The 15,002-nt window shown below is 38.9% G+C and carries 16 protein-coding genes; 1 reads left to right on the top strand and 15 read right to left on the bottom strand.

Going from position 1 to position 15,002, the window contains the following annotated elements; all coding sequences use genetic code 11:
• Positions 1–61: 61 nt before the first annotated feature.
• Positions 62–355: a hypothetical protein gene (locus tag C558_RS0125650; protein ID WP_018759161.1), complete on the bottom strand. Its 294-nt coding sequence runs from the start codon at positions 353–355 to the stop codon at positions 62–64.
• A 305-nt stretch (positions 356–660) separates the two neighbouring features.
• Here C558_RS0125650 and C558_RS0125655 point away from each other — a divergent pair, with 305 nt between their 5' ends.
• Positions 661–2,922 carry a PQQ-dependent sugar dehydrogenase gene (locus C558_RS0125655; protein ID WP_018759162.1) on the top strand — a complete coding sequence of 754 codons (2,262 nt, stop codon included), beginning with the start codon at positions 661–663 and terminating at the stop codon, positions 2,920–2,922.
• 197 nt (positions 2,923–3,119) lie between these two features.
• Here C558_RS0125655 and C558_RS0125660 read toward each other — a convergent pair whose 3' ends face one another.
• The 14 genes from C558_RS0125660 to C558_RS0125740 form a co-directional block, all read right to left on the bottom strand.
• On the bottom strand, positions 3,120–3,815 hold the full coding sequence (locus tag C558_RS0125660) for a nicotinamide mononucleotide transporter (RefSeq protein ID WP_018759163.1): 696 nt from the start codon (positions 3,813–3,815) through the stop codon (positions 3,120–3,122).
• Positions 3,816–3,819: 4 nt separating this feature from the next.
• On the bottom strand, positions 3,820–4,542 hold the full coding sequence (locus tag C558_RS0125665; RefSeq protein ID WP_018759164.1) for a nucleoside phosphorylase: 723 nt from the start codon (positions 4,540–4,542) through the stop codon (positions 3,820–3,822).
• A 5-nt stretch (positions 4,543–4,547) separates the two neighbouring features.
• Positions 4,548–5,201: a Crp/Fnr family transcriptional regulator gene (locus tag C558_RS0125670; protein WP_211220801.1), complete on the bottom strand. Its 654-nt coding sequence runs from the start codon at positions 5,199–5,201 to the stop codon at positions 4,548–4,550.
• A gap of 596 nt (positions 5,202–5,797) precedes the next feature.
• Positions 5,798–6,385 carry a class I SAM-dependent methyltransferase gene (locus C558_RS0125675; protein ID WP_245583878.1) on the bottom strand — a complete coding sequence of 196 codons (588 nt, stop codon included), beginning with the start codon at positions 6,383–6,385 and terminating at the stop codon, positions 5,798–5,800.
• A gap of 114 nt (positions 6,386–6,499) precedes the next feature.
• On the bottom strand, positions 6,500–6,976 hold the full coding sequence (locus C558_RS0125680; protein ID WP_018759167.1) for a hypothetical protein: 477 nt from the start codon (positions 6,974–6,976) through the stop codon (positions 6,500–6,502).
• 293 nt (positions 6,977–7,269) lie between these two features.
• Positions 7,270–7,728, bottom strand: a complete 459-nt coding sequence (locus C558_RS0125685) for a VOC family protein (protein WP_018759168.1) — start codon at positions 7,726–7,728, stop codon at positions 7,270–7,272.
• Between the two features lie 270 nt (positions 7,729–7,998).
• Complete coding sequence (locus C558_RS0125695; RefSeq protein WP_018759170.1) at positions 7,999–8,592, bottom strand: DUF2441 domain-containing protein; 594 nt, start codon at positions 8,590–8,592, stop codon at positions 7,999–8,001.
• A gap of 34 nt (positions 8,593–8,626) precedes the next feature.
• Complete coding sequence (locus C558_RS31915; protein WP_018759171.1) at positions 8,627–9,070, bottom strand: VOC family protein; 444 nt, start codon at positions 9,068–9,070, stop codon at positions 8,627–8,629.
• A 76-nt stretch (positions 9,071–9,146) separates the two neighbouring features.
• Positions 9,147–9,932, bottom strand: coding sequence for a helix-turn-helix domain-containing protein (locus C558_RS32870; RefSeq protein WP_018759172.1), 786 nt, complete (start codon positions 9,930–9,932; stop codon positions 9,147–9,149).
• A 247-nt stretch (positions 9,933–10,179) separates the two neighbouring features.
• Positions 10,180–10,605: an NUDIX hydrolase gene (locus C558_RS0125710; RefSeq protein WP_018759173.1), complete on the bottom strand. Its 426-nt coding sequence runs from the start codon at positions 10,603–10,605 to the stop codon at positions 10,180–10,182.
• A gap of 613 nt (positions 10,606–11,218) precedes the next feature.
• The gene (locus tag C558_RS0125720; RefSeq protein WP_018759175.1) at positions 11,219–11,827 is read right to left on the bottom strand and encodes a GrpB family protein; all 609 of its coding nucleotides are present in this window, start codon (positions 11,825–11,827) and stop codon (positions 11,219–11,221) included.
• A 270-nt stretch (positions 11,828–12,097) separates the two neighbouring features.
• The gene (locus C558_RS33405) at positions 12,098–12,526 is read right to left on the bottom strand and encodes a GNAT family N-acetyltransferase (protein ID WP_083927276.1); all 429 of its coding nucleotides are present in this window, start codon (positions 12,524–12,526) and stop codon (positions 12,098–12,100) included.
• A 489-nt stretch (positions 12,527–13,015) separates the two neighbouring features.
• Positions 13,016–13,660: a hypothetical protein gene (locus C558_RS0125735; protein ID WP_425413958.1), complete on the bottom strand. Its 645-nt coding sequence runs from the start codon at positions 13,658–13,660 to the stop codon at positions 13,016–13,018.
• A 356-nt stretch (positions 13,661–14,016) separates the two neighbouring features.
• The gene (locus tag C558_RS0125740) at positions 14,017–14,805 is read right to left on the bottom strand and encodes a class I SAM-dependent methyltransferase (RefSeq protein WP_018759179.1); all 789 of its coding nucleotides are present in this window, start codon (positions 14,803–14,805) and stop codon (positions 14,017–14,019) included.
• Positions 14,806–15,002: the final 197 nt, after the last annotated feature.

The following is a 15,002-nucleotide window of genomic DNA, read 5'->3' on the forward strand; positions in this document are numbered from 1 at the left end:
ACCGTACGTGAGGTTTTCCCTCATACGGCTTTCCGATGTTCGTCTTTCATGGGCATGCAGATTACAAGAGCTTTTTCAATCCATGTAGTTTTGCCAATCGCTTTACTTCTTGAAAAGATCCCATCCATCTCACTTGTTCTTGGAATGCGTGCTTACGCATGCTTGGCGGTGCTAATCGCTCCTTTACCACTTCGCGAATCCTGGCCTCTGCTTTAGCGGTTAGCCATTTCTGTGTTGTGTAATAAACACGTGCTTTAGACGTTTCCGCTTTGATCTTCCGGTGATGCATCCTCAGAAAGTCATGCACTTCTTCACCAGAACATAAACCCACAATTCGGGTTTTCGTCGGGTACATCGTTAGATCGTTAGCTCTAATCTTTCCATGATCGTTCGGATGAGTTCATACGATCGGATCGCATCTTTTCTCGTCTTGCACACCACCACGCAGTCATCCGAATAGCGCGTTAATTCTCCATAACAGGTCGAAAAGAAAGAGAATATACGAATGCATCGGATGGTTGTAATTAAAATTTAATATTTATTTTCGTATAATTAAGTTCCATTATTAGATAAATATGGTAAAGTATAGATCGAAAGTATAAGCGGTTTAATTTTCAGGGGAGGAGGATTTCATCCAAAATCTAAAAAGGAGGTGTAGCGATGATTACACGAAGCAAAATTATGGCTTTGAGTCTCTGCTTTTGTATGCTACTCGCTTTATTACCTACATCAGGCTTCGCCGAGGCAGAGGTTAACGTCGCAGCTATGGCAGGAGCAATACCGAGTCCGTGGAAGCAACTAAATATCGGTTTGCCTGCATTAACGGGCAGTGCTTCTTACGATCCAGGGGTTGATCAATTTACCGTAAGCGGCGCTGGCACAGACATCTGGGGCAAATCAGATCAGTTCAATTATCTCTATCAGCCCTGGACGGGAGACGGCGCTATCATTGCCCTTGTCTCTTCTCAGACCAATTCACACGATTTTGCGAAGGCGGGAATTATGATAAGGGAAACGTTGAATGCCAATTCCAAGCATGTCGATTTGCTATTGACGCCTTCCAACGGGTTCACGTTCCAGTACCGGACTGAGACGGGCGGAGCATCTCAGAGTGTTAAAATTGCTTCGACGAGCCCGGCCTGGGTAAAGCTTGAACGCAAAGGTAATGTGATCAAAGGATATGTATCCAACAACGGGTTGAACTGGGGCGATTTGGGCAACTTGACTCTTAATATGAATGCTTCGTTGTATGTAGGATTGGCTGTCACCAGCCATAATGTATCCAGCCTAAGCACGGCCTCCTTTGACAAGGTAAAAGTCAATTCCACCGGTGATGTATTCCCACCTACAGAACCAACAAACTTGCAAGCAAACCGTGTAACGGATACAACTGCGAACATATCCTGGACCGCATCGCTGGATGATGTTGGCGTGAAGGGCTATGACTTATACAAAGATTATGTCCTGACGCAAGCGAATGTCAAGGATACTACCTACACCTTTACAGGATTAACGCCGGATACCACCTATCAATTCACGGTCAAAGCCAAAGATGCGGCAGGGAATATTTCCAACGCCAGCAGCCCTCTCACAGTAAAAACGACAAACCAAACCGATACGCAGGCCCCGACTGCTCCGACAGGACTTGTAAGCCCAAGCAAAACATCTTCGTCTGTCAATTTGACTTGGACGGCATCGACAGATAACGTTGGCGTCTATGCGTACGACATTTATAAAAGTGGCACACTCGCCGGCAGCACATCTGCGACATCCTTTAATGTCACAGAACTTACGGCAAATACCTCATATACCTTCACCGTAAAAGCACGAGACTTAGCAGGCAATATATCTGCGGCAAGCAATGCGTTGTCAGTCAAAACCAGCCCGACCTCATCCGATCCTTATACGCCAGAGGTTGTCGCTAACAATTTGGAAACGCCATGGGCTATCGATTTTGCATCAGATGGGCGGATTTTCTTCACCGAACGCAACAGCGGCAGAGTTCGTGTCATTGAGAACGGGAAGTTGAAATCCACGCCAGTCATTACGCTGGGTTCACCTTTCTATTACATGCCTAAGAGCGAAGGCGGCTTATTGGGACTGGCGCTCGATCCTAATTTCGCCACCAATCATTACATGTATATCTACCATTCCTACAAAACATCAGACAACAAAGTTGCCAATCAGGTCGTTCGGCTTAAAGAGAATAACAACATCGCTACAGTAGACAAAGTCCTTATCACGAATCTTCCGGGTGCGGTCTATCACAATGGCGGCCGGCTGAAAATAGGTCCCGACAACAAGCTGTATTTCGGCGATGGCAATTACGGCAACAAAGACGATACACTTACTTACCTCGGGGGAAAAATATTCCGTCTGAATTTAGATGGCACCATTCCGAGTGATAATCCGTTTGCCTCCTCTCCCATTTATAGCCGTGGACACCGGAATCCTCAAGGATTAGCATGGCAGCCTGGAACGAACCGTCTCTTTGTATCGGAGCACGGTGAATCCTCTAAAGATGAGATTAACTACATTCAACCCGGCAACAATTACGGTTGGCCTAAATATGAGGGTGGGAATCAGAATCAACCAGGCATTACGCCTCCGCTCATTTATGCGAATGGCACAACCTGGGCGCCTTCAGGCATGACTTTTGTAACTCAAGGGCCATGGGCAGGAAATCTGCTTGTTACCAATTTAAAAGGCAAACAGATCATTCGCATGATCATTGGAGAGCAGAACGGCCAACCGACGATCAAGAGCAGTGATCTTACTTACTTGTTTGTGAATAAATACGGACGCATTCGCGACATTGTCGAAGCGCCAGACGGATCACTCTATTTCGTCACCAGTAACAATGGCGACAAAAACGGTGACGGCACCCCGGATAAACTTATTCGATTGGCACCTAACTTCTAGCGAATATGAATCTATACGACTTCTTGGTATGTTTAAGCTTCTAGATTACTTGGGAAACGGAAATATATCGTGTATCGCATATTATCTGAAAAATAAAATAAGACCCTCCTTCATTCGAAGGTTTGGGTCTTGTCTTTTGTTGGCAATCTCTGATGGAATCAGGCTCGATCCCGTCTACGTATGTTGTAGTTCATTATTTATTCTTCGCCGTATCCATACCATAGAATCGCTGCTTTAATGGAATTGAGTTGGAACATAATGGTCATGGACAAATAAATCATTGCCGTCGGACTGTTGCCTTGAACAACAACATAGATTTGCAGAGCCAAGTTAATAAAGTTAGCAAGAATCCAACCAATCCAAGAAATCGCTTTACCCTCTACCATCAAATATTGCGAAATAACTTGGACTAGGAAAACTAAAACGTTAAACACGATGACCCACATCGGTGCATCAGCAGGCAGGATCGTACCGCCATAGAAGTAGAGAACAACAGAACCAACCAAAGCTATGATTCCTGAAATATATAAATTAGATTTCGTTACTTTCGTGACTTCAATTTCTTTTCCCATCGTTAGGAACCCTTTGGCGTACAGCGCAGCACAGTAGATCCCTACGAACACATTTCCTAGCAAGCCGTATCTAAAGTTATTAAACGTATCAAATATAGCTCCAACGACACCCAAACCACTGGCCGTTTTTCCATATTGATTGGCGAAGAGCAACACGATCACCATACCTAGAATACCGCCAATAAATGAGGTAACGAGAAGGAGATCAAAGGTACCGCTATAACTATAATAAGAGCTAGCCATCACCAGAATGATCCCCAATATGAGCCAACATGCGTCCCACGTTTTGCTTTTTAGAACTTTATAAATTCCTTGTTTCATACACCTATTCCTCCTCCGTTAGAACGGTTAATGCCAATTTGATAGACTGCAATTCTCCAATTTTCATTTGTGATTCTCCTGACACCAATTCATTGACTCCATCTGCCAGAGGTTCCATATAAGGGACTACATTATTGAGAATCGATAAAGTTCGAATTCCCCTTAAATGGCCAACAACATAGAGTGCGCTTGTCTCCATATCTGCGCCTAAAACTTGTTTACGCGACCAGAAATCTTCTACTGCCATATTGTTGTCCATGTAGAAACCGTCATGGCTCCTTGCGATTCCAGCCTTCACTGGAATTTCAGTTTGCTTCATTGCCCGCATCAGTAGCTCACTTGATGGAATGGCAGGGAAATACTTTGGAACATATTTTTCAGTTAAGCCTTCATCACGAACAGCGCCCGTTACGACCATAATTTCGCCAACCTTAAAGCTACTGTCCATCGCACCGCAGCTCCCGGCACGAATCACGGATTCGACACCAATCGCTTTTAGCTCCTCAATCGCAATGACCATAGAAGGTGCACCAATACCGGTCGACAGGACTAGAATCTTGTGCCCCTTAAACGTTCCGATCGCAGATTTGAACTCCCGATTATATGTGATATCTTGTGGATTTTCCAGAACCGATTTCACAATATCTACCCTGGCGGGATCTCCTACTACAATTGCTTTTCTGACATCCAACGATCCATCCAGCTGAATATGAGGTTGTTTTTCCATTATTTCTACTCCTTTGAACCCAGCTCAATCAATAAGTTTGGGTTCCGTAATTTAATCACGCCATTATCCATTTCAATCAACTCTAAATCTTTCAGTTCTTTTAACACGCGATCGACACTGCGAGGCGTAGAACTAATCCTTTTTAATAGCGTCTTTCTCTCGATATAATCGCTCTTGCTTAAAGAACTTAACTCCGCAATAACTTGACGTTTCGTAGAGAACAAACTATACGACTCGATTCTTTTGCTTAATTGATAAATTTGTTTACATAATGATTCTGTCAAATTTCTGGCGAAGCCTCGGTCTAATTCCATCCATTCAAGAAAAGATTCTCGAGACAATTTTAATAACACCACATCACTTAAAGACTGCACGGAAGAGCTAAAAGGGATTTCCTGAAGAAGCTCATGCTCGCCAATAATATTTCCTGGTTCATAGATGTCAAGCGTGATCTTGCGACCCGAATCGCTTAGAATAAAAATGTCTATTTTTCCTTGAACAATGATATAGACTTCTGAATAGATGGTTCCCTGCTCAAGCTTAAACCTTCCTTTTGCGTACTCTTTGACTTGAAACTTTTTAAGAACCGAATAGGGACAATGTTTTAGAAGCTCTTCAATTACTGGAGAACTTTCTATAATCTCAATGAGTCTGTTCACGCATCTCTTCCTCTCTTCCGGACCGGCAAAGTATGGACTCAGAAATTGATAATCGAATTCGTTCAACATTTCACTCATATTGTATCAGGGAAGACCATGTGAATTAAACGTCAATTATCTTCATAATGGAGATAAGAGAAAACGTTTTCATGTTTTTTGGTAGACAAATGTCTACATTGTCTTTAGTCTGGCGCATGGTACTTGTTCTATGCATATTTTATTCTGTATGTGCACTAAAAAAGCATCATTCGTCGTATGAGAATGCTCTTGGGAAAGAATGGCTATAGAAATATTTAGCGCACGAACCTCCTATCGCTAAAATTGCAACTACCTGTTGCACAAAAAAAGCGGAAGCCATTCGGCCCCGCTTGTGTGCTGTTCGCTTAATCACATTCCACTTCTTACGGTTATATGACGGTAATGGAATCAAGTTCTTGACACTGAATGACAAGTATAGGTTGAGCCAAGGCGAGTCAGTTATAGGATTCTGTATCCAAATAAGATGAATGCTCTAGAAAAGATGTTTTGTTTGAGGGTCCATACTATTCCTCGGAAGTATTCGTGATGTTATTGAATAATCCTGGTCGTTAGTTGAATCACTTTTTGATTCTATAGATGTAAAAAGGGTACTCCGGGAAAATATCATATAGATCCTTTTGTTCAATATGGTAAGTTGTATCTCGTATGTATTGTTCTAACATTTCTACGGGGGTTCTTCTCAAGTTCGCCATAAACAGCAGGTATCCCCCATGTTTTAATAAGCCAAAACACGAGTCTAAACAGCGCTTAAAGTCCTCTGTTTCGTTTATTGCGGAGCCGATTAAGGTAACAATATGAAATTCTTCTATGGGTAAATCCAAATCAAAAATACTTTTACACAAAACCTCTGAAGGGTTCGGATGTCCCTCTCTCCGCTGCCTATACTCGAAAATTTCGCAGATCCCCATGTCAATATCAATACTTGTTAATCTACCTCTTCCCTTTAACCAATATCCTAGGTAATCATCCCAATCTCCAGTACCGATACCAACATTACAAACCCGCATTCCTTCAGTAACTGAAAATGCTTTTCTTACGTAATCCCTTGTTATCAATTCTGTATGGATACATTGCGGGGATGAATTCCATTCACCAGCTTCAGGGCTTTTAAGTTCCAGGTAATAATTCAATAATTTTTCATCCATATCATCCAACACATCACCACTTTTATCCATTTTATTATTATGAATTCGATATATTTAGTAAAATAACCTTCCGAGATTCTTCATCAATACCACCATTGAAGCTTAACTAAAACCCTATTTTTTGCGCACATTCGCATGTAGGATATTCCTGCATTTTCTAATTTTTTGTTTGATTTGCTGATTATCAAAAAAATAAATCTCTGTACCTGACCAAATAAAAACCCAACACACAATGCTTAAAACTCCTGCAATATAGGTATGAGTAGTTGAATACTTCAAGAATATCACCCCAACTATAATACCCAGCACAAACAAAACAATAGCCTTTTTGACATTTCTAGCATGTGTATATTCCTCTTCGTTCAAGATGTTAGAAAAAGTGTTAATTGTGGCAGTCTGCAATGACTTCTCGTCAAATTCATTCTGACCTAAAAAACATATTTCTACTTCTTTTCTACTACCATTGTGTTGCTTTGACAAAATAAAATCTTCAAGATCAGAGCTTAGGTGAACATCATCTAAGCTATAGTATCTTGAAAACGGAGTATCCGTTTCATCTAAATAGATATTTATACTTAATTCATCTCTCATATTAACCATCCTTAATTCCAATGTAGTAGTTGAAAGTCAACCTATTATCAGTATGGTCAAGATAGTAACAATTATTACGAAAACGCGTATGAATAAGACTCTTTGGAGGCACATGCTATTTAATACCGACGATGCTGCAGACAAAAACGTTCTCATACTCGTCCTCGTTAGTCTTAAGCCTGATCATCTTCTGCACCTGATTTACCTGCCCTTTAGCGCAAAGCGGCTGCCGATCCATGCCGGCAGCCGCGTCTTAGTAATTTATTTAGCTATAGTACCCGTTTGGTTGAGCATTAACTTGGATAGCCGAACCATAATTTAATTAAATTCCCATCAGGGTCGAATACATCAAAAGATTTTCCACATCCGCCACGATCTTTGATTGGGCTGATTCTAATACCAGCTTCAACTAATCTGCTTTGGCATTTTACAATGTCCTCACTAATTTCCAATATGAGAACATGATTGGGTTTTCCTTTATGCGTAAAAGCTAATCGTTCTTCTCCATCCGTTTTTACAAGCATGATTTCTACGCCTGAGGCAGGATAAATAAATACTTCTGTGTTGTCTGTTTCAATAGGAAGACGATTTTTAGTGGTGTTAATATAGAAACCCAATTGAAACACATAGAAATCAACCGAACGTTGCATGTTTTTAACTGGCACTTCAATACAAGCAACTGATTTTACTGTTGCTTCTTCTTTCAAGCTTGGTAGAGTCTTCTCGTGTTTATTTGTTACTTGGTCACCCATATTACATCACACCACCTATTGGAAATTTCATCCATAAAGCCAGTGTACATCAAAAATGAAAAATATGTAAATGTGTTACGCCAAAAGCTTCCCAATCTCCAAGCAGAGTCGCTCGCACCCGATCAATATCGTCATTCACTGTTTACCCTCCTTTATTAAGCAGACACATTACTTTCTCAGATTCCGTCGGTCTTCGCCCAAGAAACATTTGCATACAAAAAAACTTCGACACTTATGTTCGAAGTCCTTACGTAATCTACCACTTCTAAATTAAGCTGAGAAATTTTCAATTATTTCAACCACTTCAATTTTTCCGTTAATCAAAAGCTCAGGTAGCTCGTTTTTTACATTACCCTTCCAATATTCTCGAGCCTGTTCGATTTTCAGGGAGAAAGAGACCCCATCTTCCTTTGGTAAAAGGCTCCCATCGCCCTCAAAAACATTCCCAATTATCCGAAGCTTAACAATCTGCAAAACTTTCCGATTGTAAGAATCAAATAACTCTTTCCATTTCAAAGCGTCTTTATAACTTTTCGCAGCATAGAGGCAAGACAGTCTCGAAGGATATTCAGGGTATTCTTGTAGTCTAACCATTTCAACTATCACTTCTCTAATAGCTCTAATTGTTTGACCTACATACTTCATAGCTACTTCGGCATTTTCTTTTTCCATCCGGAAGCCTTCATTTGTATAATGACCATATAAAATCTGAATAAAGTCTTCACCTTTAGAATTCAAATTTTCCCTCTCAAAAAAGAAGTGGTATAAGGAGTTTTTTTGGTTGTTATCAAAGTAAATCACCTGTCCGAGGCACATTTTTTTCCTAGTAACAATGTGATAAACAAACGAGTCGTTCTCTTTCATGGCCTGCCCCCCATCTGTGGACAATGCATTGGGACTATTCTTGTGGTTCTACCCATTGAGGGTCAGTTTCATGCTTGTAATCTCCATTCCATACATCAAACTTATTTCCATCGGGGTCATAAAATCTAAAGTTGGTCCCGCAAAGTCCTCTATCTTCGATTTCTTCAATTTCAACTCCATTTGCTTTCAGATGAGCATGGAACTCATTAAGTTGTTCAACACTTTTAGTTTGGAAGGTTATTACAAACATTTCATAATCATCTTTTGTCATAAAACTAAAATTAGGACTTGCGTGATCTTTCGTTTCACAAAGAAATAGCGTTGGACCTGAATCTAATTTGAAGCAGTGCCCGCCCCATTTTAATCCAAGAACATTTTCATACCATTTTTTTGATTTCCAAAAATCCGATACAGGTATATAAACCGTTGCAATACTTGCTATACCTACTTGAACATTTACTTCAGTATTCGTAGACATTCGCATCCTCCTCAATAAAATGGTATATTTTACCTAAAAACATACCATTTTGGTTGTTGCTTGTAAACGGTTCTTTTTATATACTGCCGTGGATCTGCTCATAAGCAGCGATCAACTCTTCCACCGGAATCCCGTTAATCGTAAGCCCGTTGATTACACATTTTTCTATGCGAACTCCCGACAGATTGCTGTTTTTAATTACGCTATCATGGAAATCAACATCCTCTATATGTATAGGCTCATATTCCTCCGGCTGAAGCAACCAACTATCTCTTAGTGTGGAACCATTAATTCGTAACCCTGACAAATTACAGTTGATTAACTCGACATTGGCTAGGTCACACCTATCAACCGTGCTTCTCTTGAAATCATTCTCCGCGAATCGAATAGGCGTAGTGTGTCCACCCAAATCATGAATGACTGCACCATTCATTTGACTGAATCCAAGCGATAATCCGTCTAGATCAAGGTGCCTAAGAGATAGGTTCGCCATTCCACCATGGTGAATTCGTATCCCGTTTAGCCGGCTTTCAAATATTTCTGCACCATCCATCACGACATCACGCATGACAATGCCCCTAAGATTAGAACATTCGATCTTCGAATCTTCCAGATCCATGCGCATCATCGTTTTACTATCGTGCGATGGGTTACCATCTCCACCGAAAAACAATGAATCAATTGAACAACTGAACAACTTGGAGATCTTTGGTAGCAAGGTGATGTCTGGTGTTGCTATACCGGTCTCCCATTTGGATACGGCTTGGGCGGTAACGCCTAGAAGATCCCCTAATTCCTGCTGTGTCATATTCCGTTCCAACCGAAGAGTTTTTATCCTATCTTGAAACATAATTTTATCCATCACGATTATCCCACCGCCTTTGAATGTATGAATTTATCATCACATAGAGGTGCCATTGACGCAATGTAAGCAAAGTTGATAGGGACACAACCGTTAGTTGTATCAACTTAGACCTTATCTTAATGCCATTAAACTGACCGTTAGGTGCACAAAGGCTACCGATCATGACGGCAGCCTTTGAAAGTGTTTATTGAACTATAGTGTCTCGTTAGGTTAACGCGGTCCGAAGGAAAAAACTTATAGCGCTCTAGCAATCCTTTAGCGGAATGGAAAATTCAACATAAAAAGGATGGAGTTCTTCATTCAAGCAAAGCTCAATTCTTTGCTTAAAATTCCCCCAATTTACCATCTCTAATGCTGTTTCGATTGGAAAAAATCCAACTTCTAAAGACTCAATGCAAGTTGTTAATTCTCCTCCGACTGGTCTGCCTAAAAATAAAGTGTTACAAATACTACTCCCTACATTTTGAAAAACACCACAAAACTTTGTCACTTCTATATCTATACCGCTCTCTTCCTTTGTTTCCCTTATCGCTGCATCTTTCAATGATTCACCTTCTTCAACCTGCCCTCCTGGCATTTCCCATCCTCGTTTAGGTCCTTTTATCAATAATATTTCGTTTCGCTCATTAACTACAATTGTTGCCGCAGAAACTATATGTTTTGGAGCCACTTTATCGTCCTCCTCATTTATATTAACAAAACTAGATTACAATAATTTCCTATTTATGTATACTGCCTGTTAGAGAAACAAAGGACTACCACTTGGTAGCCGTTTAACAGAAAGCCTACAGGTCTGCCGACAGCTTCGTTAATCCGATCATGTGTGCCGTTCTTCCATAACTCTTACACGATCACGGGTATTTCCATGAATGCATCTTTCTTGATAATCACGTCCTTGCCTACGACGCTTTCTTTATCAGTTTAGACGAACACCTGAAAGACATCCTGTTCTAAAATGCTTTGTTTTGTCTGAAAACTTGTCCTTTAAATGCACTTATGACCAGTTCATTCCATAAATACCCACCAAAATATATATAAGCATTAGTAAGAGCACCCAATATAAGATATTAAACGGGTTATCCCAAATATTGAAACGGACTTTCATCCATTTCAGAGGATTCTTCATTATAAAACCTCTCTTTCACCCTGTTTGAAATCATATGTAAGTTTTATACAAATAACTATGTTGAGCAATTGAATTGGTACTTCAACAAATCAAAAAGGAGCCGCCCCAAGCAAGCTCCTCAACTATTGTTCTCCGATAGTGAAGTAAAGAAAATCTTTTAAGATCTCTCTTTCGCCAGTTTGGTTATCTCTCTAATGAATTCCGTCTTATTTTCAGTATAGGCTTCTCTATCATACTTATAGATTTCGGCTAATTTAAACTTTAGATCTTCATACTGTTTGGCAACAGTAGGATTCGCCCGTAGATAATCCCTAAAATACACTCTATCCCAAAGAAAGTTCAAATCTTTTGTACCCATGTGTATATGGAAAGACTTTTTTTCTAATCCTGTCGGGGAATATCCTTTAATAAACATCAGATGATTTTTCTGCTCTTTCATGTGTATATAATTATTTTGAGTCATCTTGCTAATTACCAAATTACTTACTCCATTTTCCTTTGGAATCTCCACAAGGATATCAATTGTTGGCTTTGCTGATAAATGTGGTACAGCTGTACTACCGATATGTTCTATTCTTAGAGCTATTTCAGAACTGAGAATGTTGGTTAAGATTTGTTTTTCATTTTTAAATTGTGAAGTCCAATTTGCATCGTAAGGAACAACCGTGATTGGATATAATTTCCCGAGATCATCTCTGTTCATAACTGGCTCCTTCACTAATAGTACAATCCAATTGGTAATAACATTCCACATCAGCAACTTCATTCCAAAACTCCCGTTTGAAGCGTTTCTTGCACTCTATCGCATCGCCAAAGGCTCCCTAATTTCAGGAAAGACTCATTTTCTTATCATACTACTTATCCAACAACTGATAATATTTTTCGATATGCCCTGTAGATGGTTACCATTAATGACTATATCAGCAAAATTTTTAGTACACAGTACAAATTCTATTTCTCTATGTTTTGCAGCATCTAGGTAATATGTTGCAACTTCCTCAAAACCTACGTGCCAATTTTTCATATTTCTTAGAATCTACAACTCTGTTTTTAATGAAGATAGCAGGGCTACATCCCTAATTCCGTTACCTAGGATATACTGTCTTAAAGTCCCTTCATTGAAAAAACCAGCTTTAATAAGACACTTTATTGATGCTATATTCTCAACAGCAACTAACGCTTGAATTCTATGAAGTCCAACGAATGCATGACCAAACTTTGTAACTTCAACAATTGCTTCACTCATAATGCCTTGATTCCAATAATCTTTAGATAAAAAGTATGCTACATCAGCCATTGTTGATTTAACGAAATTTGTACATTCAATATATCCAATTGCTTTATCAATATCCTTTAGGCAAACTGCCCAAATAAAAGCACTTCTGTTTTTATTAAATCTTAAATCACAAGTTCTAATCCAGTTTTCTATCTCTTCAATAGTTTTTGATCCTTCACCTGTTTCCATATATCTTTGAAAACATCTGGGTCCGATTTAATTAATTGAAATTCTGCTGCATCACGTTGATTCAATTGCCTTAATAATAACCTTCTCGTTTCTAAAATTGGAAATTGGTCAAATTTTGACTTAAAACTCATTTATACTGTCTCCTTTGTTTATAGAATACATTTCCCCGATGTTTGTAATCCATTATTACCCAAAATTATACCGCATGTTTGTTCTTATGAAAATAATTACCATTAGATTATCCACCCCGTTAGCTTAACAACAATGGCAACTTTTTAACTTGCCTGCTGCTGATGAGATCATATCGGGAATGTAAAAAAGTTCTTGTCATCAGTCGGGAATGATATCAAGTTCTTGACATTGATCTTTGACAAGAACTTGATATCATAAAAATAAAAAGCCGCATAATTAGCGGCTTCTCATGTTACGATTTTTTTGTCCACGACATCGGCTGCCAAGGGCCGAACGGCCCACAGCGTAGCTACGGTGTTATGTGCTGTTAATTGCCCTCTTCGAATTTGACATTAAAGTTCGTGCTTTATAGTATATCCATGTACTAAACAAAGACTCTTTATCTTTGTGAACAGCTACTTTATTCAAGAAATAAAAATCTGATAAGGATACGCTTATCTTGCCTACTGGGGTTACATATTCATTGCAAGTCCACTCATCAAATTGCACTTTTCCTTGTCCAGACATATGAAATTTTTCTTTAGGTAGTATGTACAGCATGCCATCCGTCCAAGGATTGTTTTTTATTGTAGATTCATTTATTGAATAATAATGGTACTTTTTGTTTCGTCCTATAAGACATCCATTTCGAAAACTCCCGATTAATGCACTTCGATTAAATACTGCATAGAAAATAGACCATATTGGTTCTGTCGTCGCAAACACAGCTGTCGTTAGTTCATTGTTGTACAGTGTTTGTTCGCGTGGTTCAAATCTTTCAATATTGCGATAATTAGAACCGTGAAACACATAGTTTCCTTTCAATGATAAATACTGTAGAAAACGGTACTTGGGGTATTGTAAAGTATAGTCAATTAATCGACCTTCATTAACTGATTTTGATAACTCTTCATATTTCTCGATTTCTTCTTTAGTAAAAACAACGATGGGAGATTGATACATCAATATCGATAGAATAAGTGAAATCATCTACTTGGAAATAACCCTCCCCATATACCCTGCAAGTAATTGCACATAACGTTTTATTCACGAACTTCGTAAATAATTCCGTATGTAGGGTATATTCGCGAAACTTTTGAACTATCCTGCCCGTTACTTCAATAAAAAGGGCAGCCGATCGCCGGCTGCCGTCGTGTCTTAGTTGAACTAAGGTGTCCCGTTAGTTTAGCTTTTTTACAAATTAACTCGCTAGTTTTACTTCAGTTTTCTCAACCCACAGGCAATCCTTTTAAAGCCACTGATGCGTATAATATAAAAGATTGCGGCTTATATAACCGCAAATTATGCTTAACTACCGATTAAAGTTTTCTTGCTTTAAAAACGAAGGACAAGGGAAACATTTTCGCATTGAAAGCAGAATGATATTTCTGTTCAACTTTACTCTCACTTTCAAGGGTTTGTTTATCAGTTTCTTCTATCATTTCCTCAATAAAAAATCCTGCTTTAGATAAAGCGTTAATATACGTTGAAATTTTCCTTTTGCTGAGTGAAACATCAAAGCCGTATTTTTCAAATGTAAAAAGATTTTCATCGTAATAAGAGCTTTTAACTACAAGATTATCTTCTTCAATTTCCATACATCTCATAACAGGGTGATCCCAGCTAAATATAAAAGTACCACCTTTTTTTAAATAGGATGCGATTAAATTAAATGTTTTTTGTAAATCGGTAGTCCAACCGATTGCATATATTGAATAAACAATATCAAAATAACCCATCGGTAAACCTGGATTCACTTCCATGGGGCTATTGAATAAATGTGCTTCATATCCGCAATCTTTTAAATAACGGGTTGCATTTTCAATTTGCTGAGTTGACATATCAAGTCCCCAAAGTTCTGATGCATTATGGTCACCATGATATTTAAGAGAGTGCCCACTTCCACAACCAATATCAAGAACTTTTTTACCAGACACATCACCAAACAAATGTAAGTCTTCTTCAGATGGTATTAAGCATCCGAGTTCTGGGAGTGCAGTTACACCGAACCATTTGTCAGCAGTATTATCCCAAAACTTTTTATTTTGTTCTAAAAGCCCTTTATTATCAAGAGTGTTTTTTCTTGAATTTAATAATATATTGCTCATTTAAACATCTCCTTAATTGTTGGTTTCGAATGAACCTATCGTAAATTGTATTATCTTTTTTGACAAACCTCAAAAACGCACGTTCGCTATTTTTCATAAATTTACACATTCGCATTATAATGCCTAAATTTAGGATTTTCAGAAAATAATAACTCTATTTATCTCTCAAAACCTTAGATTCCCTCATCTTTCCTCTG

It is taken from the genome of Paenibacillus terrigena DSM 21567 (assembly GCF_000374845.1).
GTDB classification, from domain to species: Bacteria; Bacillota; Bacilli; order Paenibacillales; family Paenibacillaceae; genus Paenibacillus_K; species Paenibacillus_K terrigena.